General features: G+C 55.4%; 22 protein-coding genes. 13 read left to right on the top strand and 9 right to left on the bottom strand.

All coding sequences use genetic code 11. The features are described 5' to 3' along the window. The first annotated feature begins 257 nt into the window (after positions 1 to 257). The 6 genes from FQ705_RS11260 to FQ705_RS11235 all read left to right on the top strand — a co-directional run bounded on the left by FQ705_RS11260 (position 258) and on the right by FQ705_RS11235 (position 5,844). Positions 258 to 1,262 carry an AraC family transcriptional regulator gene (locus FQ705_RS11260; protein WP_144140767.1) on the top strand — a complete coding sequence of 335 codons (1,005 nt, stop codon included), beginning with the start codon at positions 258 to 260 and terminating at the stop codon, positions 1,260 to 1,262. A 119-nt stretch (positions 1,263 to 1,381) separates the two neighbouring features. Continuing rightward, positions 1,382 to 1,948, top strand: a complete 567-nt coding sequence (locus FQ705_RS11255; RefSeq protein WP_144140765.1) for a carboxymuconolactone decarboxylase family protein — start codon at positions 1,382 to 1,384, stop codon at positions 1,946 to 1,948. After that, entirely contained in the window at positions 1,945 to 3,048 is a 1,104-nt protein-coding gene (locus tag FQ705_RS11250) for an acyl-CoA dehydrogenase family protein (RefSeq protein ID WP_144140763.1), read from the top strand. Before FQ705_RS11255 ends, FQ705_RS11250 begins: the two co-directional genes overlap by 4 nt. Continuing rightward, the gene (locus tag FQ705_RS11245) at positions 3,045 to 3,806 is read left to right on the top strand and encodes an ABC transporter ATP-binding protein (RefSeq protein ID WP_144140761.1); all 762 of its coding nucleotides are present in this window, start codon (positions 3,045 to 3,047) and stop codon (positions 3,804 to 3,806) included. The genes FQ705_RS11250 and FQ705_RS11245 overlap by 4 nt, the downstream gene beginning before the upstream one ends. Positions 3,807 to 3,830: 24 nt before the next feature. Further along, a complete protein-coding gene (locus tag FQ705_RS11240) occupies positions 3,831 to 5,021 on the top strand; it encodes an ABC transporter substrate-binding protein (RefSeq protein ID WP_144140759.1) in 1,191 nt (396 codons plus the stop codon). After that, a complete protein-coding gene (locus FQ705_RS11235; RefSeq protein ID WP_409934692.1) occupies positions 5,014 to 5,844 on the top strand; it encodes an ABC transporter permease in 831 nt (276 codons plus the stop codon). Before FQ705_RS11240 ends, FQ705_RS11235 begins: the two co-directional genes overlap by 8 nt. A 1,203-nt stretch (positions 5,845 to 7,047) precedes the next feature. Here FQ705_RS11235 and FQ705_RS34815 read toward each other — a convergent pair. The 3 genes from FQ705_RS34815 to FQ705_RS11220 form a co-directional block, all read right to left on the bottom strand. Then, the gene (locus FQ705_RS34815; RefSeq protein ID WP_144140757.1) at positions 7,048 to 7,899 is read right to left on the bottom strand and encodes an H-NS family nucleoid-associated regulatory protein; all 852 of its coding nucleotides are present in this window, start codon (positions 7,897 to 7,899) and stop codon (positions 7,048 to 7,050) included. 809 nt (positions 7,900 to 8,708) lie between these two features. After that, positions 8,709 to 9,119 carry a hypothetical protein gene (locus FQ705_RS11225; RefSeq protein ID WP_144140755.1) on the bottom strand — a complete coding sequence of 137 codons (411 nt, stop codon included), beginning with the start codon at positions 9,117 to 9,119 and terminating at the stop codon, positions 8,709 to 8,711. 256 nt (positions 9,120 to 9,375) lie between these two features. Next, positions 9,376 to 9,654, bottom strand: coding sequence for an HU family DNA-binding protein (locus FQ705_RS11220; RefSeq protein ID WP_144140753.1), 279 nt, complete (start codon positions 9,652 to 9,654; stop codon positions 9,376 to 9,378). 609 nt (positions 9,655 to 10,263) lie between these two features. Between FQ705_RS11220 and FQ705_RS11215 the strand changes: the two genes are divergently transcribed. Then, entirely contained in the window at positions 10,264 to 11,442 is a 1,179-nt protein-coding gene (locus tag FQ705_RS11215) for a DNA cytosine methyltransferase (RefSeq protein ID WP_144140751.1), read from the top strand. Positions 11,443 to 12,058: 616 nt separating this feature from the next. On the opposite strand, the gene FQ705_RS11210 is transcribed toward FQ705_RS11215, so the two are convergent. From FQ705_RS11210 to FQ705_RS11185, 5 genes are all read right to left on the bottom strand, one after another. Next, positions 12,059 to 12,382: a hypothetical protein gene (locus tag FQ705_RS11210; RefSeq protein WP_144140749.1), complete on the bottom strand. Its 324-nt coding sequence runs from the start codon at positions 12,380 to 12,382 to the stop codon at positions 12,059 to 12,061. 80 nt (positions 12,383 to 12,462) lie between these two features. Beyond that, the gene (locus FQ705_RS11205) at positions 12,463 to 12,921 is read right to left on the bottom strand and encodes a hypothetical protein (protein WP_144140747.1); all 459 of its coding nucleotides are present in this window, start codon (positions 12,919 to 12,921) and stop codon (positions 12,463 to 12,465) included. A gap of 990 nt (positions 12,922 to 13,911) precedes the next feature. Beyond that, the gene (locus FQ705_RS34945) at positions 13,912 to 14,664 is read right to left on the bottom strand and encodes a metallophosphoesterase (RefSeq protein ID WP_409934712.1); all 753 of its coding nucleotides are present in this window, start codon (positions 14,662 to 14,664) and stop codon (positions 13,912 to 13,914) included. 731 nt (positions 14,665 to 15,395) lie between these two features. Beyond that, the gene (locus FQ705_RS11190; protein ID WP_144140743.1) at positions 15,396 to 15,608 is read right to left on the bottom strand and encodes a BPSL0761 family protein; all 213 of its coding nucleotides are present in this window, start codon (positions 15,606 to 15,608) and stop codon (positions 15,396 to 15,398) included. Positions 15,609 to 16,320: 712 nt separating this feature from the next. Continuing rightward, positions 16,321 to 16,554 carry a DUF6471 domain-containing protein gene (locus FQ705_RS11185; RefSeq protein ID WP_144140741.1) on the bottom strand — a complete coding sequence of 78 codons (234 nt, stop codon included), beginning with the start codon at positions 16,552 to 16,554 and terminating at the stop codon, positions 16,321 to 16,323. A gap of 202 nt (positions 16,555 to 16,756) precedes the next feature. Here FQ705_RS11185 and FQ705_RS11180 point away from each other — a divergent pair, with 202 nt between their 5' ends. From FQ705_RS11180 to FQ705_RS11155, 6 genes are all read left to right on the top strand, one after another. Next, entirely contained in the window at positions 16,757 to 17,605 is an 849-nt protein-coding gene (locus FQ705_RS11180; protein ID WP_144140739.1) for a TnsA endonuclease N-terminal domain-containing protein, read from the top strand. Then, a complete protein-coding gene (locus FQ705_RS11175; RefSeq protein ID WP_144140737.1) occupies positions 17,605 to 19,782 on the top strand; it encodes a Mu transposase C-terminal domain-containing protein in 2,178 nt (725 codons plus the stop codon). The genes FQ705_RS11180 and FQ705_RS11175 overlap by 1 nt, the downstream gene beginning before the upstream one ends. Beyond that, on the top strand, positions 19,766 to 21,403 hold the full coding sequence (locus FQ705_RS11170; protein ID WP_144140735.1) for an AAA family ATPase: 1,638 nt from the start codon (positions 19,766 to 19,768) through the stop codon (positions 21,401 to 21,403). The genes FQ705_RS11175 and FQ705_RS11170 overlap by 17 nt, the downstream gene beginning before the upstream one ends. Before the next feature lie 3 nt (positions 21,404 to 21,406). Beyond that, positions 21,407 to 22,309 (top strand): TniQ family protein, encoded by a 903-nt coding sequence (locus FQ705_RS11165; protein WP_144140733.1) that lies wholly within the window; start codon positions 21,407 to 21,409, stop codon positions 22,307 to 22,309. Between the two features lie 216 nt (positions 22,310 to 22,525). Further along, a complete protein-coding gene (locus tag FQ705_RS11160; RefSeq protein WP_144140731.1) occupies positions 22,526 to 23,200 on the top strand; it encodes a hypothetical protein in 675 nt (224 codons plus the stop codon). Positions 23,201 to 24,072: 872 nt separating this feature from the next. After that, entirely contained in the window at positions 24,073 to 24,498 is a 426-nt protein-coding gene (locus FQ705_RS11155) for a hypothetical protein (RefSeq protein ID WP_144140729.1), read from the top strand. A 174-nt stretch (positions 24,499 to 24,672) separates the two neighbouring features. Here FQ705_RS11155 and FQ705_RS11150 read toward each other — a convergent pair whose 3' ends face one another. Beyond that, the gene (locus tag FQ705_RS11150) at positions 24,673 to 24,948 is read right to left on the bottom strand and encodes an HU family DNA-binding protein (protein ID WP_144140727.1); all 276 of its coding nucleotides are present in this window, start codon (positions 24,946 to 24,948) and stop codon (positions 24,673 to 24,675) included. Between the last annotated feature and the right edge of the window lie 78 nt (positions 24,949 to 25,026).

The following is a 25,026-nucleotide window of genomic DNA, read 5'->3' as shown; positions in this document are numbered from 1 at the left end:
AACGTGTCTGTTGCGAGCGGAATCGAAATCGCGGCAGAACAACACCGGATAGCTAACCGGATGGATTGGCTTGGAAGGAGTCAGAAATTTCCTTACAGAAATGATAGGCTCGTCACTCGCGATTTGGATATATCAATCTAAGAATTCAATCGTTGCGTTTGTGCAGTAAGCTGAATATGGTAAGAAACTACGCGCAAAGAGATCTGATATCGCCATAGATGGTCCTTGCGTGCTTAGTCCGTCTACGCGCACCCACCATGTCGAACACTGACCAAATCGCCGATTGGCTGCTCTCAGAGCTGGAATTGAAAAGTGCGTTGTTCCACGTCGGACAGTATTGCGGCATCTGGCGGGCGTCGACGTCGGGACTGGGCCGGGCCAGTTTTCATGTGATCCTGCACGGATACTGCTGGCTCCACGTACCAGCTCGCCATGGGCACAGTGCCGAAAGCATTCGATTAGCAAAGGGTGACTCAGTGTTCTTGCTGAAAGACATGCCGCATTGCCTTTCGCCCAATGAACTCGCGCCCGACTCACTGGAAGCTGTCATTCGGCTGGGAACGATGGTCCCGTTGACGCCGGATGAGGTTCCGGGCCACCTCAAAGACGGGAAAAATCCGGCTGCCGCCAGCGTTGGGCTCGCCTGTGGCTTCTTCGACTTTGAATCTGATATCAGTGATTCGATACTCGCAGCGCTACCAGACTATATAGTCGCAAAGCACGATGTTCCTGAGCTGGCGGGAGCTCGTACGGTATTCGAACTGATTCGTGTCGAAGCTCTACGCTCGGGAGACACCCCGACGGCGATGATGGCGCGCCTGACCGATCTGCTTTTCTTTTACGCCTTGCGTGCCATGGCGCTAAAAGATGAACTCACACCGGGCTTGTGGTCTCTCATGAGGCAGGCGGAGTTTGCATCGCTTGTGTCCGCGATCATTGACCGGCCAGAGGAAAACTGGACCACCGCAAGCATGGCCAACTTCGCACACATGTCGCGCGCACGGTTTTGCAAGCGGTTTGTCGAGGTAAGCAATTTGCCACCAGCCCAATTTGTCACGACCGTTCGGATGAAAGTCGCCGCTGCCATGCTTCGGGAAGGCAACAATTCTTCCCAGGTGGCCCACCGTGTGGGTTACCACTCTGAGTCTGCATTTTCGCAGGCGTTCAAGCGGGAGACAGGAGTTTTACCGGGGGCCTATCGACGCGAAAAATCTCAGGCGGTTGCATCAGCCCCACCCCTTGCGACCGATTTAGTGCACTGATGCGGCGCCTGGGTGTTTGGTGCGATATTCCGAGACAATCGCGACAAAAGCCCAGACAGTTTCGTCTTGTCTGATCGGCACTGAGTCTCGAGAATGCGGTTTTCTATCCGGGACTGACTATGAGCCGCCTGACCCTACACACTACCGAGACCGCTCCCGAAGCAAGCCGGAAATACATCGAAAAAGCTCAAGCTAATAATGGTTTTCTCCCAAATTTGATCGCATCGCTTGCAAACTCCCCCACAACGCTCGAAGCCTATCTGACCGTAGCTGAGATTAATGGGCGCAGCGGGCTGACATTAGCTGAGCGGGAGGTAATTCAGATTACCGCCGCTGCGATTCACGGCTGTGGCTTTTGCGTTGCGGGGCATACTGCTGTCGCTTTGAAAAAGGCTCAGTTACCTCAGTCGCTGGTTGACGGGATCCGAGGTCAGGAAAAGATCGATGACGCGAGACTGGACGCGGTGGCAGTGTTCACGAAAGCTGTCATCGCGAGCCGTGGAGCAGTGTCCGACGAAGCACTGGAAGCATTCCGCGGTGCCGGATTTACCGACGCGAACGCCCTAGAAGTCGTTCTTGGCGTCAGCCTTGCCACTCTCTGCAATTTTGCGAACAACCTTTCGCAAAATGATCTGAACGAACAGTTGGCGACTTACCGCTGGCAGCCCAAACTGAGCACTGTATGACCGGTTCCCATATTGCGAGGCTGACGTCCGAGCTCCGTTCGCCGGAGCTTGCAAATTGGTTGGAAAGGAATGCCGATGAGCTCGACGCGGGCCAGACGCTCGCGCCCCACGTCCTGCCCGAATTGGGTCGATCCGGCGTGTTTCGCATCGGTGTGTCTTCTCATGCGGGAGGGACAGGCGCGTCGATCGCCGAAGCCATTGAAGCTGTCGCGGATGTTGCCGAATATTCGTTGACGGCCGCGTTTGTATTCTGGGGACAACGCACGTTCATCGAGTACGTAGTCCAATCATCAAACACAGGCCTTCGAGACCGTTGGCTTCCGTCGCTGCTGAGTGGAGAGATGGCAGGCGCGACCGGGCTTTCGAACGCGATGAAATACCTGTCAGCGATCGAAAAGCTCCAGATGACCGCGCAGCCACATAAGGATGGTTGGAAGTTGAACGGTGGATTGCCTTGGATCACGAACCTCAGGAAAGAAGGCTTTCTGGCCGCAGCCGCATTTGAAAATGGCGACGGCCGTAAGCCATCAATCATCGCGATTTCGTCTGACATCCCTGGTGTAGAGCGTAGCGAGGATCTCGATCTAATCGCGCTTCGCTCGAGCAACACAGCGGCGCTCCGACTGAACGGCGCCACTGTCGGAGATGAGTTCCTCATTGCCGACGATGCGCCCGCATTTTTGTCCAGGGTTCGCCCCGCGTTTCTCGGGTTGCAGTGCGGGATGTCTGTTGGCCTTGCCCGCAGGGCTCTTGGAGAGGTTTTCGCAACAAGCCCTGCATCGCGCGCCGCGGTGCAGGCTGAAGCAGAAAGCCTTAAGGAAAAGGTGGAGCTCCTTTCGGCGACGCTGAAGAGCGATGTAGTGAGTGGACGTTCACTTGCCGACCCGTCAAGCCTGTTCGAATTGCGAATCGCGCTTGCCTATGCGACGGATGCGGCAGTTCGCCTTGAGGTCCAGGCGACCGGGGGCCGAGGTTACCTAAGAGGCCAAAGTGGTGCGGCAAGACGCACAAGGGAAGCGGCCTTCATTCCAATCGTGACACCGAGTCTGGTCCAGCTTAAATCCCAGCTCCTGCAACACAAGCGATCACAAGCTGCATGAGTACGGCCCTCATTGAAATTCTAGATATATCGCTCGAATATTCCGGCAAAAACGTGCTGGACAGAATCAATCTGGCGGTACGCGCCGGCGAGCTTGTCTCAATCCTCGGGCCTAGCGGATCGGGCAAATCAACGTTGTTGCGAATCGTGGCCGGTCTGCTCAAGCCGACATCGGGGCAAATGCGTATCAAAGGCGAGATTGTGTCGGGTCCGCGCCCAGATGTCGCACTGGCATTCCAGGACGCCTGTCTGCTGCCATGGTTGAACGTCGAGCAGAACGTCGGTTTCGGTCTGGGTTTCGCCCGCCAAGAAAAACTTCCACGCGCAATTCGTAGGGAGCGTGTAATTGCGGCATTAAACGAAGTGAGTCTACTTCAGACTGGGCGTTATATGCCCTCCCAGCTCTCCGGCGGCATGGCTCAACGGGCGGCGCTTGCCCGATGCCTTGCACGTGAGCCAGGTACGTTGCTGCTGGATGAGCCATTTGGTGCGCTCGACGAGGTCACGAGAGCCGACATGCAGAAGTTGCTCGTCAAGGTCGTTCGGGATACCGGGGCGGCGACGGTCATTGTGACGCATGACATAGACGAGGCCCTCCTGGTCTCTGACCGGGTGATTCTATTAGGGACATCCGGAACGCTTATTGAGCAGTGGGTGCTCGACATACCGGAGCCACGCGACGCCCACATTGAGGCGCTTGGCCGTCTCCGGATCGAGATACTGCAAGCTCTCCAGACATCCATGGCGCACGCAGCCTGACCATAACAGAAGGAATGACCACTAATGTGCCAAGCTCCAATGTCCCGACGAGAGTGGCTAAAACTCGCGTCGATTTTCACCGTTGCCGGTGCGGCACCTCTCATACGTGCGCTCGACGCCCGAGCTGCTACAGAACCAGATGCTCCAGTACGTATCGGATATCTGCCGATCACCGACGCAACCCCTCTCCTCGTAGCACATAACAACGGTTATTTTGAAGCCTCTGGGATTGCGGCAGAGAAACCAACGTTGTTGCGGAGCTGGGCACAACTCGTTGAAGCGTTCCTCTCTGGGCAGGTCAATGTCGTTCATCTGCTGTCGCCACTGACAATCTGGGCGAGGTACGGAAGCCAGGCGCCCGCGAAAGTCGTTGCATGGAATCACATCAACGGTTCTGCTCTGACTGTATTGCCCGAAATAAACAAGATGTCGGATCTTGGAGGCAAAACAGTGGCAGTTCCGTTCTGGTATTCCGTACATAACGTGGTTTTGCAGGATATGCTCCGCGCAGAAGGCCTCACCCCCGTTCTGAAAAAGTCGGGGGCATTGAAACCGAATGAAGTTAGCCTGGTGGTGATGTCCCCGTCTGACATGCCGCCGGCTTTAGCGTCTCAGCAAATTGCGGGTTTCATCGTTGCCGAGCCTTTCAATGCGGCCGTAGAGAACCTGAAGGTTGGCAAAGTCCTTCGATTCACCGGTGACGTTTGGCGTGACCACGCTTGCTGCGTGGTTTTCATGCACGAGCGTGATCTCAACGGGCGCCCGGCGTGGTCGCAGAAAGTAGTCGATGCCCTCGTAAAAGCCCAGGTTTGGACGCGCGCCAATCCTGAAGAGGCCGCCCGACTTCTCTCCAAGGAAGGCAAGAACCGTTACACACCCCATCCGGCACCGCTGCTCTCACGCGTTATTGCCCCCCAGACGAGCGAAGAAGGTCGCTATCTGGCAGATCGGTCAATCATCCATCCAGACTGGCACGAGAAGCGAATTGACTTTCAGCCGTATCCCTACCCCTCCTACACAGAGGAGCTTGTTCGCCGCCTGAAGGTCACTCAGGTTGAGGGAGATACCCAGTTCATCACGAAGCTCGATCCAACCTTCGCGGCCCACGACCTCGTCGACGATCGCTTCGTCAAGCAGAGCATCGCGTCCGTCGGTGGGATGCAGACGTTCGGCTTGTCGAATTCGTTCTCCCGCCAGGAGACGGTAGTTGTCTAGTCTCCCCATCAGAAACGCGTCAGGTGCTAGGGATGCGCCGTCTGCGGTTCGACGTAACTGGCTAAAAACGGCTTTGGCAGGCACAGCCGGACTTGTGGCGGTCGTCGCGCTTTGGTGGTTGGCTATACGCCTGCTTGCGGCTGACTCTGGGATGGCAGCCCAGTTCTCGCCTGTAAAAGCGGCTCAGGCGCTTCCTACTCTAATTGTCGACGAGCGGCTCCTGGAACATGCGCTTGTGAGCCTACGACGTATTGCGGTGGGACTTGTCTTTGCCCTTGTCATTGGCATACCAATCGGCTTCCTGATAGGTCACTTCCGATGGCTTGAACGAACCCTATCGCCCACATTGCAGTTTCTGCGGATGGTGTCGCCTCTTTCATGGATGCCGATTGCGGTAATGTCGCTCGGTGTGGGCGACCGCCCTGTCTATTTCCTGCTGACATTCGCAGCGGTCTGGCCACTAATAATGAGCACCGCCTCCGGCGTCGCTCATATCGATAGGCGCTGGATACAGTTGGGCGAAAGTCTGGCTGCGACCAGGTTTGAGATGCTTTGGCACGTCTACCTACCGGGAATCGCCTCGCACGTCCTCACAGGCTTGCGTCTGTCGATTGGTATCCTCTGGATTGTTCTCGTCCCGGCAGAGATGCTTGGCGTCAGCGCAGGACTTGGTTATCTTGTCTTAGACACCAGAGACAGGCTCGCATACTCAGAACTGACGGCGGTTATCGTCATCATCGGCGCCATCGGCTTTTCGCTTGATTACGCAGCCCGGCTCGCCTATCTCCATTTCAGATCGTCGTCTGACGCCCGCGGCGTCTGACGCACCTCGCTTCAAACCTCCGGGGGCGAGAGCCAACCGTGCCGTCGCGTCTTGAGCGGACTGCATCATCGGGATGTTCGCCTATAGCGGAACGGTCGACGTTAAGTCGTTTGCATTGACTCCGGTTGTCGTACGGGTCGGGAATTGCGATGAACGTCACAGCTCGCGACTTGCGATAGCGCCCACCCTCCCCTGTATGCACGCCAAGGCACTGAAATGATCCCGATTGGCGGTGCCGTCGGTCGCGCGCAATGTCGTGCCGTTCACGGCGAACAGCCAGAAGCCTCTTCACAGATACAGCGCCTGACACTGCGCGACCTGGTTACGGGCCGACTCGAGAAACCGCTACGGTAGGCGTGCGGCGCCGGCGCGTCACCGTGCCTGTGTCAGAGCACCTTTACTGACGAATGACCCATCGCGCGCAGGCAACGCGAGACCGCATCGAACCGACGAAGCCTTGACGCTAGCATCCTGATGCCGGTGAAATCGACGAACGGCGCTTCATAAGCCGGAACACAGAGGTGCCTGCTCAGAGGTCAAGCGCCGCGCACGTTAACTTTGACAGCCAGGCACATCCTTGGCAAACAGGCGTCGAAGACGCCACCGCCAGCCGAAGGCTGGCAGCCCACGAATAACAGTTCTTGCGCCAACGGCATAGCAAACATATCGAACGTAAAGTTTCTCTGTCAAAAAGTTTTTGATATGAATAGGTATTAGCTTTATTCACGGGAGGTCAAACCCACAAGCGTTACGTGCCTCTCGCGGTGGAATGCGGGGCATCTTCACGGGCAACGCGAACGTACCGACCTTTGGACTCGGATTGCAAAGTTGGCGCTCGATACCGGCGAGAGCGTGCTCCGAACTATGTTGCACTGCACAGACGCCTGATTCGATAAAGCCGAAGCAGCGTACCCATCCAGAACTGCAACGCTGTAAAAGTGCACGGGCTCGAAAGACCCGAAAAGTCCAAGAACAGAAGAATTGGCTTGCTTCAAGCGTGACGTGCAACTACGGCGACATTGACCACGCAGTGAACATCTTGCGGCTGGGAGTCGTCACCTTGGAGAAAGAATGCTTCCTGTTTGCGCGGCTCGTACGTCCGCCAAAGGCAGATCGCAATATATACGTCAAAGTTAGTACCGACCAAAACGAGACGGTTGGACGGGAAGTTGAGTCCCCGTCCACAAACGCCACTCCGGCCGGTTAGCCGGTTACTTCGGCGGCCGCGATTTCCGGCACAGCGGGGACAGTTTCAGTGGTTGCGACGGCCTTATTCACAGCCGCCGGTCGTCCGGGTGATTTCTTGACCGCCCTTCCCTTTGCAAGAGGCGTAGCTGCGGATTTCTTAGCCGACACCTTCACGACCGTCGACTTTTTTGCATTCGCCACCTTTTTTAACGCAGCTTTCTTCGCAACGATTTTTTTGGCCACACTCTTCTCGACCATTGCCTTCGTAGCTCGAACAGTCTTAGGCTTAGCTGTCGTGCCTGTGCTCGTCACCTTCACTTCGTCGGCTGCGCCTTCAATCAGGAACTTGCCACGATTTGCACCAAGCCAAGCCGGTGCGCGTCCGCGGCCACTCCATGTCGCTCCAGACTTTGGGTCGCGGTACATCGCTGGTTGCGGGCCTTTCGGTTGCCCCTTACCCGAAACTGAGCGCGCTGTGGTCTTCTCTGCAGGACGTCTTTCATTAACGGCGCCCGAGTTAACCGTACCTCCAATCAAGAATTTGGTGCGATCCTTTGCCTCAGAAATCCACGCCGGCGCACGTCCGTGGCCACTCCACGTTGCTCCGGTCTTGGGGTGTTGATATTTGGGTGTGCCCTTTGCCTGAACGCTGGAAGTAACTTTCCCAATTTTCGACGCCGCTCCTCTCAAAGTTTTCCCTTCCCGAGCGACCTTCGCTTTTGCTTCAATGTCCGCAGTAGTCAAACCATGCTCAAGCATCAACTCTCTTATTTTGTCGATTGCGGTCTGCGATTTTTTTGCGAGCATTACTTCTGCCTGCGCCTGTAGTTTCTTCAGTTTTGCCTGGATTTGTTCTAATGTCGCCATTCCACTTCTCCCTGTCGTTGATGACAATCGAACTATGCCACGTATGAGGATCTCATTGCTATGGATTCAGGCCCAACACAAGCTATTTTTCACTGTGTCGCGCACATCACCAAACCCTAGTTCCCCAATATTGTCGAATCGTCGATGTTGACGACCACCTACTTCGCCCGCACTGCTAGTGCTCTGTCCTGTGCAATACCGGAACACGAAGGCGATGAGCATGTAAGTTTTTACACGACGAGAACTTAGCGGGTCAAAGAAAGAGAGAGATGCCCCGGCCGTACATCTTCCTCGCGAAGTTAGCTCGACGGATACTATTTTCACGGCACGATGTCGCCTTCTTGCAGAAGGAGTCCGCGTCCTTCCCGCGTCCAGGGCGTCAGCCGTAGGCTGAGGACTGGAGCACGTCGATCGCTTAGTCGAGGGTTCTCAGTTGCGCAGCAGAGGTTATACAAACCTGGCCACGGTGTTTAGAAAAAGGAGTCTACACGGCATATCTTATGGAGATACTGGATGCGACTCTTGTCAGGCAGCGAAGCAGCAGACCAATTGGGCCTACCGGTACGGACGATGCGGCGCTGGCATTGACAGGAGAGACCGGGGCTTGCCGACCGGACTGTAGGTGGTCATCGTGATTAACTTCGAGCCCATCTGCAGGGACAACTGTTTGTCCTGTAACGATAATCAGCATGTGCAGATTTGTGCACGTTAAAACAAACAATCGTCCGAATTAGTTACGGCGATCTTTCGCAACCCGCTTTCCAGCCAACTATCAATCCCAGATAGAAATCGATTGAAAAGATAGCATCTCAAGTTTTGCCAGAAAACGGTGAGTGCTCCGGGCTTGCAATGAATAAGTCGAGCCGCTCCCGAGCCTCGACAAACATCCAGGCGGGAGCGGACACTAGTTGTCGGTCATACAGAGCTAACACTTCCTCTAGCGAACTCGCTGCCTCCGGATCCAGCGTCCAGATTTGTTTGAGATTCGCCTGAGCGAGCGCATCCTCCAAACCAGCTTCTGCCTGGCGATATAGCTCTAAAGACGCATCACCGAAACCAGACCGTTGCAAGTAGTACGTCGTATAGACGGTTTTCACGAGCTCATTCATCAGATACGAATTGCCTTTGCCTTCTCGACAGACCGCAAGCGCGAGATGATTCAGGAGCGCGATATCGGCGGCAGACTGCCAAGAAATTGGCAAGAGCATCTGTTTGCTCAAATGCCTTGAGCCGGATGCGGTTCGGCCGAACGACCGGGAGGCATTGCGATGCATGAGGACGTGTTTAACGCGAGGAGAATATAGTCCGGGAGATGGTATCAGACATTCCAGAATAGTTCCGACGCCAGAGAAATCCCCGCTGTCTTGATGGCACGAATTCCATTCCTGAACGATAGAGACGTCCAGCGCCGCTTACGATTGGACACCCGACCGGGCCGCGCCAAACCATCCGGGCGCGGACCCACAGCCTTAAAACTTACTTGCCGTTTACTCGGTCTTTGAAGCCTTTGCCGGCCGTGAACTTAACGGTCTTTGCAGCTGCAATCTGGATCTCTGCGCCAGTGGCCGGGTTACGACCGACTCTTGCCGCTCTGTTGCCAGTCGAAAACGATCCGAAACCAATAAGCTGCACGGTGCCTCCGTCAGAAATCGCCTTGGTGACAACCTCGATGAATGCATCGATGGTTTCGCCGGTGACCCCCTTGCCTTGACCGGTGGTGCCGGCCACAGCGTCAATCAATTCCTGCTTGTTCATACGTGTCCTTATAGAGCGTGGTGATGCCTAACGACAGGCCGGAACAGTCGACCCGTCTCTATTCGCATCCTACCATTTGCCGCGGAGCTCGCCTTCGCCTTGTTTGCAGGAGTCAATGTTGGCGGTTCACGAAGATATGTAAATCCTTAACCTGCACATACCTATTTTCATGCGCTTCGGCGGTTCCTCCCCACCCCTTGAACACTTTGTTTCACGCGGACACACCGCCGAAATAGTACGTTTCCCGCAAACCGGGAACATAGATCGCAGAGCGGGCTAAAAGGTTTATGCGTAAGTACCGCTGTTGGATTTGATTCTTCGTTACACCACAACGGCCGGCGTTGCGTTTTCTGAATGTCGGCGTTGCGATTCGACGCAGGGGCATTCGCCCCTAAGGCGCACCTGCCGCGTGTGCAGCAAGCGTGTTTGCCGTTGGCTTGAACGGCGGCCAGGTAGATGTCCTGCTCCCGCCCCAACCAAATCGTTCCTTAGCCGGCCAACCACCGTCGAGGCGCAGCCCCTTTTCGCGAAAGGGCTGCGTAACGCAACAGACGGCCACTTACCCAGATAAAAGCCGCGCCTACACGAGCTTTAACTTGAGCTCGTGTTATGCGTTCCGTCGAAGGCAAAATTAAGCAGTATGCGCCCGCAGTTGCCGGCGTTGAAAGTGAATCCCCGTTTGACGGGCTACACAGTCGTCTCGAATGCGTCGAACTGTTTGCCGGCTGCGGCGGAATGGCGAAAGGCTTGGAAAGTGCCGGCTTTCGCCACTTGGCCATGGCAGAGTTCAACGCCGCAGCGTGCGTGACGCTGCGCGCAAATTATCTGGACACCAACGATAGCGAGTCACCGCAAATCATTGAAGCGGATGTCAGGAGCATAGACTGGGGCAACTATCGCGGAGTTGACCTCGTCGCCGGCGGGCCGCCCTGTCAGCCGTTCTCCAATGGCGGTCGGGCTGCAGGGCCTGACGATGCGCGCGACATGTGGCCAGAAGCAATACGCGCAGTGCGCGAGATGCAGCCGCGGGCGTTTCTATTCGAAAACGTGAAAGGTCTACTGCGACCAGCATTCAGCGAATACCTCGACCAGATACTCCTCCGTCTCGAACGAGGCGGTTTCGAACAGTCTGTTAGAGGCCCTAGGTACCAGGTCACTCTCGTCCGAGTCAATGCAGCGGACTACGGGGCTGCCCAGAAGCGCGACCGGGTCCTCGTTGCCGGAGTTCGCGCCGATTGCGGCACCCTGCCGCAGTTTCCAGAAAAGACGCATAGCGAGCGGCGACTTGCCCTCGACAAGTGGGCGACAGGCGAATACTGGGAGCGCCACGACCTCCCTCGCCCCGACGACGGCGCGATTTCGCGCACCGTACGTGCCAAGTTTTTAGAGTCAGCGGATGCAGCTCACACGACTGAGGAAGCGGCATGGCTCACCTGTCGTGATGCGTTCCAAGGTCTCGGCACTCCGTCTTTCCAAGCAAAAGTGAGCGGGCATGAGCCACGTGGCGCAGGAAAACAATACGAGGGGCACACTGGCAGTCTTGTCGACGAGCCCGCAAAGGCGCTCAAATCGGGCGTCCACGGGGTGCCTGGCGGCGAAAACATGGTGGTGGACCTCGACGGAACCACTCGTCACTTCACAGTTCGGGAGGCTGCTCGACTTCAAGGGTTGCCCGACACATTCGAAATCCCGGGCTCGTGGTCCCAAGCCATGCGTCAATTGGGCAATGCCGTGCCGGTACAACTTGCTGCCGTCGCCGGGCGCTGGATTGCGTCGGCCTTGAGGTAGCTGCAGACATTAGTTTGAAGGTGCAAAATCTGCACATACAGATTGTCTTTGCGGGGGAGCGTTTGCTCCTCTGATGGGGGGCGTGACCGCCAAGGCCTGGGGTGCTTTTCGTATTCCGGGGCGGCGAGCCAATGCTTGCGCACCACCCTCCGCAGGCTACGTGAATGCCGCGCCAGCCAACCACACGCGAATCCCAACTTTCCCTTCCAAGCAGATCAAGGCTCCAGGCAAGTAGCAAACGCTCCGTCAACGTCTGCCCGCGAGGGGTAAATGACACCGCTAGCTTTATATGTAGGTTGAGGCGTTGCGCTGGCTACGCCTGGCCCAGGAGCTTGGCCGTTGCATTTGATTTCGAGCGCGTGTTGCGTTTGTTTGCCGGAGAGGTGCGACGAAAGGGAACGTTGAATCTTGCCATGCTGCGCTCCTCCGCGACTCATCCACTTTGCTCCAGACGCCGATAGCAGTACTGCTTCGAGGCGAGGCGTAGGCCTTCCAGCTCAAACTGCTAGCCAACTGCTTCGGGCACGAACCGCTCCTTGTTGTTCTGATTGCGTTCGTAGCGCGCGCGCCGCGACCTGCTGCAACGGCAACACTATTCAAGTCACCGATATCCAGCTTAATGGTGCACAAATCGTACATAAGGTATCGCTCCGTCGCTGCTTCTGTGAACCGGAACATCGGGTAAATGCGGACGCGTCGGCAATTCCTCCCTTCCAGTTAGCCCTACGGCGATGCATCGCCCGGCGAGATCCCAAATCGTCGAAGCCATACGCGGATAGTCTGTCAGAAGTGCGGTGCCCAAATCGCCCAGTACCTCACCGCGCAATTTGACCTCGTAAGTTGCGAGCGCTCCCGGCTTAACGTTCGAAATATCGGATTGCGCGAGGATTCGCTTGCCGCTCTCACTACCGCCGGGCAGCTCTACAGTCACGCGAAGCATCGTAGCCTCCTAAGAACCAAGTTTTTTGCCAATGGACGGAATGCCAACCAGTTGTGGAGGCCCGACCGTCCTTATGCAACTCAAATTCCAGAGTACATGACGGACAGAAACTTCAGCATAATCTCCCAGACACCGTCTCGTTGCGCACACGGCACAGGTCCGACGTCCTGACGCGGCGCGCCCTTCAGGATGACTCCGGCTGAAGCGACATTGGTTTCGAAAACGATATCGAACCGGGCCACAGGTTCGCCCCGCGAGTCTTCCGGACGGGCTATCCGCTCGACGAAAACGGTCATCAGTCGTTCAGGTTTCATTGAGGAGTCTATCGGAAAATAGTTTCGGGACGACGCTCTCAGATCTGCAAGCAGACAGACCAGACACATGCCCGCGTCGTCCGTGGGCAACGCCTCATGCTCACGCCACTCTCGACTTCCTGCCCTGGTGGAAAGCAACGGAAGCTCATCCGACTCGTCGAGATACTCGCCGACATGCGACCGCGCTGCCCATATCACGACCTCGCGTTTGTCGGCCGCATTCATATTGCAGCCTTCAGTGTCAGCCACATATTGATATAAGGCCGCGCGAGGACAGCGGCGATCCCGCCCGATAGTCGCTGGTTCGAGATGAGTCTACGTATCTGTGCCATGTCGAACTCGTGACCGTTTTCTACTCGTGTCCCGCCGCAAGTCATAGAGTGCATCTCTGAGACAACGTTTGAAGATTCGCCCTACTTCGAAAGACGAACTGGTCATCAAGTCGACGAATTCTCGTGGACGCATCTCCTTGATCTCGGCGAGAGCTTCTCCCCGCCGCAACGCATTGTCCAACTCGCGCGAAAGCCATCGCAAGTTCACATCACGAGGCCTCGTGCGTTTGCGCTTACGTCCAACTGTCATCGTCACCCCATACTCAAGAACATGCCTCAGCGCTGTTGGTCGGTCGACAGACCTTGACGTCCCCCCGCCCTCAGCCTGCGGCTGCCGCGCATGGCGCGGAAAGGACGCGGATTCCTTCTGCAAGACGGCGACGTCCGCCGCGAGAATGTTCACTGCCGCATTGATGTCGCGCTGATGATACGCGCCACATTCACGGCAAACCTACTAGCCTTCCTCAGCATCCGAGGGCGGCGTCAAGCATTTGTCGCTTTGGGACGAATCCATGGTCCGCTCCGCCTCCGGGACCGGATCTCGCCAATCCGGGCATAGCTGCTGCGTGATGTCAGACCAGCTTGATATCTCCCAGATGCTCCGCACGCGGTTCCACACGTACTCGGCGTCCTTATTAAACCCGGCCCGACCCAATAGCCGATACTGTCGACCACTGGATGTCATTCCCAATCTTGTGCGCGAGTCAAACGAGACAATAGGCGTACTTACACGACCATCGTAGTAAATGGTGTTGAACCCAACGAAATAGCGGTTCCCGCCCTCTACCTCCCGAATCGACCAGCACTCAAGCGTGATCTCGGGGCATTCGTCGACGCCAGCATCTATATATATTGACATCACTTCCTCCTAGGATTCGCCGTTTCACCGTGAGAGTTCTATAACGAGTGAGGGGTTGAAACTGGCGTTCTCATAAGGCACGTCAGGGTTGTCGTGGTTCTTGCCCGGGCGCCCTCGGGAATTGCAAATGACGCGGCAATCACCTATCCAGTAATCGCTTGATGCATGAATGTGCCCATGAATCCAGCAATCGGCTTTGACTACCAGAAGTTCGACATTCGACGCATATTCTGCGGCAAGATAGTGGGCGCGATTTCTCTGAGGGATCGACAGTCCCGATGGAGTGTGATGCGTGACTACGACCGTTTGGCCGGAAAACTGCTCGTCAAGGCGCTCGTTCAGCCAACGAAAAGTCCGACGCTGATGCTCGCGCGCGTTCTCGGGGCGAAAAAGCCGGCCAGGCCTTTCCTTAATCCGTTTATGCTCACCCATTGCTGCGCCGGCGTAACGCATTGCCTCGTCGAGTCGCAGGGGGTACAGGCTGTAATCTGTCCACAACGTGGCGCCAAGAAACCTTACGTTCCTGATGACGCCCTCTTCGTCCCGCAAAAACCGCACTGACGTACCTCGTGCCAGATCTCGAATCTCCGACACAAGTTCCTGACAACCGAACTCTATAGGCTCGTGGTTTCCTGACACATAGATGACTGGCACACGACAGTCGCCGTATAGGTCGATAGCTCTGCTACCCTCGTGGATGTCCCCAGCAAGAATCAGAACATCGAAGTCAAGCGCTATTGGAAGCGGTCCAGCGAGATCCGCACGATGTTGAGCCATCTCATGACGAAGGTCAGACGCAATCTGGATATTCACTCTTCCATCCTCCGTGGACGTTTTGCCGCGAACAGCTGTGCGGTCCGACTCCGCGTCCTGCCTTCAAGTTTTTCGAGCGATTCGATCTGCGTCTCGCTGGAGCAACGCGACCAGACGACGCAAACGACGACCACTCCTCGAAACCTGCCTCGCCGCTGCATCCGCAAACGTGCGACGTACCAATATCCGCCAATGAAATCTATGTTCGGCACGAAGACCTCGTTTTAGTTCGCAACCTTCTCGACGACATCGCATGATCGTTCGTCGATATGTGATCTCTGTTAGAAGACGGGCAGACCGTTCAATCGCCAACGATACAGCCAGGATTCGATGGCGCAGGTTCTTTGTGAACGAGGGTTCGCGCAGTTTCACCCCACGCATCGTCGGAGACCTTGGACGCGGCGACTTCATGCTGGGCCTCTTAGACATCACAGACGTGCGCCGGATGCCACCGCCATGCGGCTCGGGGTCCTGTTTAACCACCGACCTATCAACTGTATTAACGCTGAGAACCGTGCGTTCCTCGCTAGCTGGCTGCGTATGAATCTTTCGAATCACGTTTTCCCCCGAACACCGCTCGCCTGGTCAAAGTCACGGTAAAACGTCCGAGCGCCTCTGTGAAGCAATAACCAGCAGACGCCGCATGTGTTACAGCAGGTTTTCCTTGCACGGACTAAAATCGAAACATGACATGTTCAGGCATCGCCGGTTGCGTCGGGGTCTGCCCAAATGCTGGGAGCAAGCCCCGCTGAAAGGTGAATATCAATCGGCTCGGGGAAATGCCGAAGCAATCTCCGAGACAGGACCCGGAATTTCTCCAGATCAGCGTTGTCGGGCGCCTCCGCCAAATCGACAAGTAGTTGACGCGCACCTGTTACTGAACGCGTACGCTCGTGCGGAAGGGTCATCAACGCTCCTTTCTGTCATGGGACTCAGTTCCTCATCGAACGCGCATCTGCCATGAAGCAACTGCGAACGTTAACCGACGCCTCACTCAAGAGAACCGCTTCACCATTCTGATTGCGTCCGTAGCTATGGTCGCCATCGATACGCGGAACCCCACTTCTCCAGTCTGGCACAAAGTTAGGGGTGACATCGGTCCGCGTCTCTATACCCCATGACTAACCCAACATTAGCTTCTTCACGATTGCCTTAAACAGAAAGTCTTCGTCTGTGGAAAGAAGGACTATGGACACCGGTTCGATTCAAAGCGCTTGCGGCGAGTACCAGAATTAGCCCCTTGCTCGCTGACGTGCTGGGTTTCGTCTTCGCACTCTTCATCCGTAAAACTACCTCTGACCCAGACCCACTCGGGCGTTGCGACGGCAACAATTTCTTCCGCAACCTCAGCGTGAAGGCCTCCCGCCAGAAATACAACTCTCGATGTCGGGGCAACCTAACGAAGTATCTCAATGAGCTCGGACGTGGTCATGGTGTCATTTCATCAACGAATCGATATATATTTCGCACACCTACGTACTCTAGATCCATCTTCTCATCTGGATTCGCGCGCTCGACTTCACACAGCCCAGCACGCGACTCGTCAACTATGTCTCATAGAACCTCAAATCCCCTTCACCCACACAACCAGCCTGCCTGAAGCTGCGGTAACAGGCAGCATCATTCTCCGATGTCGGTCAGATCGATATGGACTGCAGGCCGGCGCAGCGCCTTCATACACTGCAGGAAAAAAACGAACGTGAATGCACCTCGCGAAATCTTGTTCGCAATCGAACGCTCAGTTTCCTCGACCCCAAGTCCCTCCAGTAGCACAGCCAGTTGTTTGTAGCCAATCTGTCTACGCACGAGCTCAGCCCGAAGCAAACGCTTTGCTTCACGGTTCCAGTCAATCATTGAAAACACACCAAACTAAAAACGCGAGTATCGCTCGCACTTTCGTCTTGGCCATCCTATAGTCTCACATGTGGGATCATTACGCCACATAAAAGATCTATCTTTTTTTGCATAACCATTTAAGCAGCTTGCGAAATTCGGTGGCTACACAGACTGAAGCCATGCGCCTTCTGCGCGGCAAAAACGTACTGGAGTAGGGGAAATGGGGCGCGGTCCAAAGAAGATGACGGAGGCACTCATCAAGGAGTGGCAAATTGAAGGCCGTGGCCAGGGCGAAGGTGCAAATTACAAACCATGGCTGGAGACGTTCGACCTCTCTTCGCCTGGCCGTGTGAGCCGCCCGTACAGTCCGAAATGTGGCCGCACTATACATCTACTTTCGGATGTTGAAGCAAACACGTTCTACGCGCTTGAATGGTCAAAGATCGTCACAGGCATCAGAGAGGAATATCCTCTCGATCGTGAACTTACGCTCGAAATTGCGGCGGCACTTGGCATAGCACACCCTTACTATCCGGGCACAAAAGTGCCGACCGTCATGACCGTCGATTTTCTGGCTGACTTCCATGAGAATGGCACGTCGTGGTTTGAAGCATGGGACTGCAAGCGAACCGAAGACTCCGAAGATCCGCGCCAGATTGAGAAACTTCAGATTACGCGGACGTACTTCGCAGGGATGGACATCCCACATCGCCTCGCATTCCACTCCGAACTACCGATGCAGAAAATCCGTAACATCGAGTGGATTCGCGGCGGCACGGTCAAGAGCGGTGAAGACGAGCGGTACGCTGGTGCCCTGCGCGAGCAATCGCTCATTATGTCCCACGACCTGGCCGGATCGACCAGAAATCAGCCACTTCAGGAATACTGTCGGAATTTCGAGATCCGGCAGGGACTGAATCCGGGCGATGGCCTCCGCGTTGCAAAACTGTTGATGAACGAGCGCGTCCTGATTTGCGACTTGAGTAACCCTGATTTAGCCAGCGCCCCGTTGGCCAGCTTCCGCTGTACGTTCAAGGCAGACAATCCTCGTGCGATGGGAGCTCGTTGATGCCCCTTTTTAGGAACGACCTGTTTCACAACGAATCCGGAACTCGCTATCGGCTCCTTCATGTCAAGCCTGAAGTTGATGAAGCCTGGATTCTGAATGTGACGGACGAGGCTACGTGGCCGAGGAAGTGCTCCTATGCTGTTCTGCTCGACGACATGGACAAGCAAAAGTTGACTCTCCTAACCGGCACCGATCAAGGGACTGTGTCTGAATACACAACCGCGGCGAAAGCGCGTCGAAAGAAAGCGTGGGACATCATCGAGCCGCTTCTTGCTAGCGCCGCAATTTTTGATTCAAAGCTGAGAGGTCGTCTGGTCAAAAATCGTGCTGAAAGCTCCGGCGCGTCCGCAACGACAATCAATAAGTACCTGCGTGATTACTGGCGCGGCGGCCAGACTCAGGATGCACTGATACCCGACTTCCCCAACATTGGTCTTAACCAGCCTCAAGCTACCAATTCCCGGGGGCGCCGTCCGGCTGACAGCCGCTACGAGATATATCAGATGCAACGCAGTGTTGACGACAAGCACGTCATCGCTGCTGTCAAAGAACACTTTCTAAACGGAGAAGTCTCTACGCTCCAGCACGCGTTCGAGGAAATGCTGAAGAAGCACTATTCCTACCGAGACGGAAACGGAGTCAGGTTCATCAAACCATCGGGCGAACGCCCCTCTTATCGACAGTTCTATACGGTCGTCAAACGCTGTTTCTCACTCGAGACAATCTTACGCGGTAAAAAGGGGAACAAGGACTTTGAGCGGGATCACGATCAGCGAATTGGCAGCGCTCTCCATGACGCCATCGGCGTCGGGTATATCTACGAAATTGATGCAACTGTCGCCGACGTCTTTCTCGTCGCACAAGCAGACCGGTCGAGAATTATTGGTAAGCCAACTCTTTACCTGATATACGACAGATATAGTCGGCTCTGCGTCGGCCTCTACGTTGGTCTGGAGCATCCGGGTTGGGAGACTGCTGTCCAGGCGATCCTCAGCCTGGCAGAGGACAAAGCAGCGCTATGTAATAAGTACGGTGTCCCTTACGACCCAGCAGATTGGCCAGCCGACCGGATCTTTCCGCAGAAGTTTCTGGGTGATTGCGGCGAGATGATTTCCCGCAACAGCAACCGGATATGCGACGGAATGGAGAGCACGATTTCTAACGCTCCCCCTCTTTCGCCTCAAAACAAGGGGACAGTCGAGTGCGGTTTCAGACTGATTCACGCTTCAATTGCGCCCGCGACACCTGGCTACGAGCCGCCATCGAACGTAACCCGACGCCGCGGAAAGGCTTACGACAAAGATGCCTGCCTTACCCTGGACGAGTTTACCGCAATCATCGTGCGCGCGATTATTGCTCATAACCGTCGGGAAATGAAAAAGTATCCGCTCGACCCAAAGGCCGCTCTACGCGGAGTCAGTCCTGTCCCGCGCGAAATCTGGGAAGACAACGTGGTGTATAGCGCGGGGGTCATTTCACGCTACAGCGAGGAATACCTGCGTCTCCAGTTGCTTCCCCGCGACAAAGCTACAGTCACCGACCAGGGCATTCAGTTCAGGGGCTGCTTCTACTCCTGCACCGAAGTGGAGAAAAAGGGCTGGTTTGTGAGCGCGGCGAACAGGGGAAGATTTGACGTTGACGTTTCCTATGACCGTCGACTTGTGGATTCGATAGTCGTTCACGACCCGCAGGATGTCCGCAAGTCATATCCGTGCGGGCTGACCACTACAAGCGAGTCTTACCGGGGATACTCACACGCGGAGGTGAAATACGTGCAGACAGTTGTGAAGCGGATTCTGCAGGAAGGCGAAGACAACGCACTTCAGGAGAGAATTAATCTGAAGACATTCATATCCGATATTGCACACCCCGCGCATGCTGCAATGAAGCAGGCTACCCAAGGAAAGTCGCGCTCTTCTCGCAAGGCAGACATCGCCGCCGATCGTGAAGCCGAGAAACGTGCTCGCAGACAAAGTGACGCTGCCCGTCCTCTATCTCCTGTATGTGCCGCCAGTCTGCCAGATAACGTCTTCCCAATGCCTGACCGTTCTGCAAGCGCAGCAGGAACCGTGACGCAGCCCTCGGTGAAAGTCGATGAAACCCCGGTCCGACCGCTTTCAATTCAGGAAAAACTACGGCTGAAGAAACTGGAGATGCTCAATGACATCAGAAAATAGCATTGTGTCGACAGCGGTAACCGCCGTCTACACGGAACAGCGAATCCCTCGGTATCGCAACAATCAACTAATCGCCGCCCTGCCGCCAGCCCTAGACGATGAAGCGCTGGGAGAGTATTTAGACGCGTTACCTTCCTTCGAAAAGGAACAGCGCGAGTGGCAGCCATTCGAGAGGCTGCATCTTGTGGGAGAACTCTCAGCGTTCATGTCTCCCCTTCAGCGGCATGTGGTGCTTGGATGGGCCTTGGACACTATGCTACGGCAAGGATATGTCGGACGTGCACCAAGAACTGCCGACCATGTCCGGGTGTTTCAAAAACTATACGAAGCTCAACAGGCAGGAAAGGCGTTCAGCCCGGTCGACGACCTTAGGCACGTCACATCCCAGAATTCTAGCGCGCTAATTGGTGTATCGGGACAAGGCAAGACTACAACTCTGAGACGCCTGATGAGACGTTACCCTCAGGCAATCTACCACCCTGACCTTGAGATAACGCAGATAACCTATATCCATATTGAAACGCCGGCTGACGGAGCATCAATCAAAGGGCTTGCTCATTCAATTCTCCGAAAAATTGACCAGTTGGTTCCCGACGGAAATTACTATCAGAAATACGGCAGGGGCAGCATGTCGGTTGAGACGATGCTGAACCATGTCGCCCGAGTAATGCACATGCACTGCGTAGGACTTCTCATTGTCGACGAGATACAGAATCTCAGGCACGGCGGCAAGAACAATGAAAAGCTCATGGCTGTTCTCGTTTCAGCCTCCAACGAACTCGGCGTTCCAATTTTGTTCGTGGGTACAAATAGAGCCATCAATGTGCTTGGCCTTGATTTCAGCCAGGGCCGCAGGTCCGTGGGCAGCGGCTTCCCGGAGTGGGGCCACCTTTCCGCCAGTCATAATCTTGGCGAGCCGCTCGAATGGGAAGACTTTGTTACGACGCTATGGACATTCCAATGGCTGAAGAATCCTGTCGAGCTCACGCAGGCACTTTCTGATCTCCTGTTTTACTATAGCCAGGGAATCATCGATATTGCAATCAAGCTCCTCGCCTGTTCCCAGTGGCAGGCAATCATCGATGGTAGCGAAACAATCACAGCTCAATTGCTCGAACTTGTCTGGAATCGCGACTTTACACGCGTTCAACCGATGATCGATGCATATCGGTCCGGCGACGCCACTCTGCTTGACCAGTACGGCGACATTGCACCCATCAAGTTTTCCAACCTGCTCGACAGCGCTCTCAACAAATTCGAGGGGCTACGCAACCAGAAAGCGTCCGTAAGACCTGGGCATCAGGACTACGCGCCCACGATTGCCTCAGCACTGGTGAGCATTGGCGTGGACAAAGAGCGCGCGCTGAGCATCGCAGATGCCGTTGAGGCTGAGGGGAAGGCAGGCACCGTTCTTGATGGAGCCAAAGCCGCCATTGACCTGATAAAGCCGCGACGAAGTACAAAGCGCCGGAAAACTACAAACAGTGCCACGCAGGAGCTCGCTCCGGATGACTATCGCAAAGCAATCAACGACTCTGTCGTCAACGGCAATACAATTCTCGAAAATCTCCGCAGCATGGGCGTCGTCAGCGACCTGAACTCCCTGCTAAAGCTCGAGTAGAAAATGTACTTCCCGCACCTCTACCCTGACGAACTAACGAGCAGTCTTTTGATCCGGGCGTCACGCCATCTCGGTATTCGATATGACGAGGTGGCTAAGACCCTTACGGGCAGCAACGTTAAGACACGGGTACATTTCACCAATCCGTTCGCTTTGATGCAAATCGCAGAAGCGACGCGGATGACGTACGACAACGTTCTTGTAAATCACACGCTCTACCCGTATGTGACGGCGCTCATGACCGTGCGGCGCAAAGAACAGATACGCGCCGGCCTGATGGAAACCACTCCACAGACGCGCTCCGATTTCAAATGGCTTGCCGGAGTGCCTTGGTCGAATCTCGCATGCCGTCGCTTTTGCCCTGAATGTTTGCGTGAGGACTTGCAGCGATATGGCGAATCGTACTGGCACAGATCTCATCAACTACCGGGCGTTTATACCTGCATCAGCCACAGAAGGCTGCTTCTGGGAACTGCGATGCCCCTTGGTTGGTGCGCACGCGCTTTCGCCAGCGCGTGTCCGGCGGATAGACCAGGAATGGAGATTAGCCCCCTTCTTTCAAAGCGCCTGCTCGACGCAATAGCATTCTACTCAAAACAAGCGCTAGAGGGTAACCTCGCGGGAAGGCTCGAAGAAGTGCGCGCTCGTATTCAAGAGGTAGATGACCTTGGACTCAAATGTTCAAAAGGTCTCATCACTCGCTGCCTGATGCGGCAACTTGAGGACTTTTATGGCAGCCGCTACCTCGGCCCTACAGGAGTTATCTGGAAGAATTTCGGAAGAAGCGTAGAGCAGTGCCCTGCGCTCTTCGTACGTCGTGGTGAAGCAATCGCCTTCACCACATTCCAGCATCTATTGCTGCAGACGTTTTTTGAACATTTCCCAGCCAGAAACGCCCATCGTTGAGCCAGCGCGCCACGAAAAGGGCGAAGGGTCCACTTTCGCACTCAGTGTTCAGTTCGAAAGCCATCCACCGCTTGCAGACGCAAACTGCGCCTGTCAAGGCGCAGGCCGTCCAAAACACCGCGTGTGTAGCAAAAACGCACGCTGAATGTCCTGCTCTGGATCTTTCCGCAAACGATTGCTTATACTCGATGCACCTCCTCTTCCGAGGCGCGTCATATGTGGCCCGAGTTGCTTAGTTTCCTCCAATACTTCCGTTGGAATACTCCCGCGACGCTGGCGCTGACGTCAGCGGCGGTCGGTTCCGTTGCATCTCTTGCCTGGATCTCGGTAAGGGATGCGGCAGTGCGCAAACGGCAGCGGCACGACACCGCGCTGGAAGTAGCGTCATCGCTGGAAAGCTATGCTCGAACTTGTCGCACAATGATGCACAAGGCTGCATGGGCGGCTTCGGCGCCGGCTGGAACTGTGAGCCGCGTGGCAAGCAATAGTGTTTCTGTCCCGGCTTTTGCGTACTCGGAAAAACTGCAATGGCAAGTCTTGAGCAGGAAAGTAATCTCCGAACTTCGCGAGTATCCCGCAACGGTTCACTCAGCACGAGAACATGTAAATAGCTTCCGGGAGTTTGGTGAGCAACTGGATTTGTGTGCACAAGTTGAGTACGAATGCGCCAAAGCCGCGAAGTCAGCGCTGACTCTTGCTCGAGTTATACGTCGGCGACACGGGGCGGCAAAGTGGAGGCCAGTCACCACGGACACCGCGCTGGAACGCGAGCTGTCTGACTTCATCGCGACAGCTGAACAAAAGCGCAGGGCATCACTGCAGGGACGAACGGATCTCGCAATAGATTCTCAAGTCACGGCCCGCCCGTTTGAACCGCCGCTGAGCGCCTAAGCTTCGGCTAAAAACCTCTTGCTGCCAGAATTTCTCTGCCTGCGCCCGAACTGAAACGCAGCACGACCAGCATCAAACGTAGACCGTCAGCTACCGCCGCTCGTTCGGTCCGAGGTCGGACAGCATGTCCTCAGGGCGTACAAATCGCAAATTCGTGGGCCCAATCGATAACACCACGACTCGTCTCGTGTCATATCTGACCGACGTGCAGGCGCGCCCCCGTAGCTCTGGCCGATACGGATACCACTTGTAGTACTCGCGCCCACCCCGCTTGCCCCCTTCATGAATCCAACGACGAGGTGCCAGATAGATTTCGCAAACCTCGTCGGCGTCGCTAGCCTCTGCGTGTTCAGCGAGGAACAATACCGTACTGTCTGCGTCCACATGTCGCAGAGCGTGCAATAGCTCCCGTACTTTCATCGACCGCTCCCTCAGTTCCGCGCACCCCATCGGCATTCAACCGAACTTCCGCCTTCCCATCGGACGGGCGCCCCAGCTGTCGCCAACTGCCTACGATCCAATTAATATCCCATATCTGCGACTATTGTATCACAATAAGGATATTTGAGAGCGACAACGGACCGGAACTCTTGGCCCGGCATCCGACCAATTGATTGGTCTCAGCGTGACGGCAGGCTGGTACGGCTGCGAGCAGAACCTCAGGGGGCGTAGTGCGATTCGGCTTCCAGGCGATCATCACGCCGGAAGGCGCTACGGTGCCCAAGAATAAAACCAGATCGCCGAACCGGACTACAGAAGATACCGGTGGTCGCGCCCGCAACGCTCGCTACCTCCGCGCAAACAATCTGGACAAAGGCTAAAACGCAAATCTATAGGTAATGGGCAACCTGACGTAACTGGAGAACCAATAGATGAACGATAGAGAACTTGTCGACAACGAAGCACCGCTCAAATCCGCGATGATTTCAGCAATCCTGCTGCTTGCCGAAATGGACCATGCACTCGACTCCGGTTGTGCGGAAGTCATAGCGGACGAAATTCTGACAAAACTGGAAGAGTTCGCTCCGTTGTCGATTGCAGAGGTCATCCGTTTCGGACTTCGCGAACGATTCCTGGAAACCATCACAATATACGGCCGCTTGCGAACAGTCGCGCCTGAGTGGCTAGACCTTGAAACATACCTTGAATCACACAGTAAGGTATTCTTTGATGACCTTCTTTACGTACTGGACGCCGACAAGTGGTACGACTCGAATCCAGCGTTCTACTCGCTAATAATGTCTATCGCACCTATGGTAGAACGTCTTCTGGACGACCGGTTCAGTATTCCGTTCTAGATAAACGTCGCGTCATTCGCGGTTGGAATGGTGCCACGGTTTCCAGGTGGCTTTAGCGTACGACGTGGCTTCGTCGTCGAGACAAGAAGCGAACACCTGCTCAAAACAAAATCGAAATCGCCATGGCCCCCGCGCAGGCTTGCATCCTCACGTCGGGAAAGGAACACGAGTTCCTTAACGATTAACCGCTTCCTTGAAAATCTTGCCTGCGGTGAATTTCACGGTTTTAGCGGCAGCAATCTGCATTTCCTGACCGGTTGCAGGATTGCGTCCGGTCCGCGCCGCGCGCGCGCCTTGGCTAAACGAACCAAAACCAATCAACTGCACCGTGTCCCCTGCGACCCCCGCTTTAGTTACTGCCTCGAGAAATGCATCAACCGTCTGACCGGTTGATGCCTTGCTTGCGCCGGTAGCGGATGCGACTGCGTCGATGAGTTCTTGTTTGTTCATTTGAACCGTCCTATTTCCGGAAGAAAAGATATGCGTACTCCAACCGATACTGTACATCACTGCACTGAGATTCGGGCA

This window comes from Paraburkholderia sp. BCC1884, from assembly GCF_900996225.1.
Classification (GTDB): domain Bacteria; phylum Pseudomonadota; class Gammaproteobacteria; order Burkholderiales; family Burkholderiaceae; genus Paraburkholderia.
This window is presented reverse-complemented; position numbering and strand designations above follow the sequence as displayed.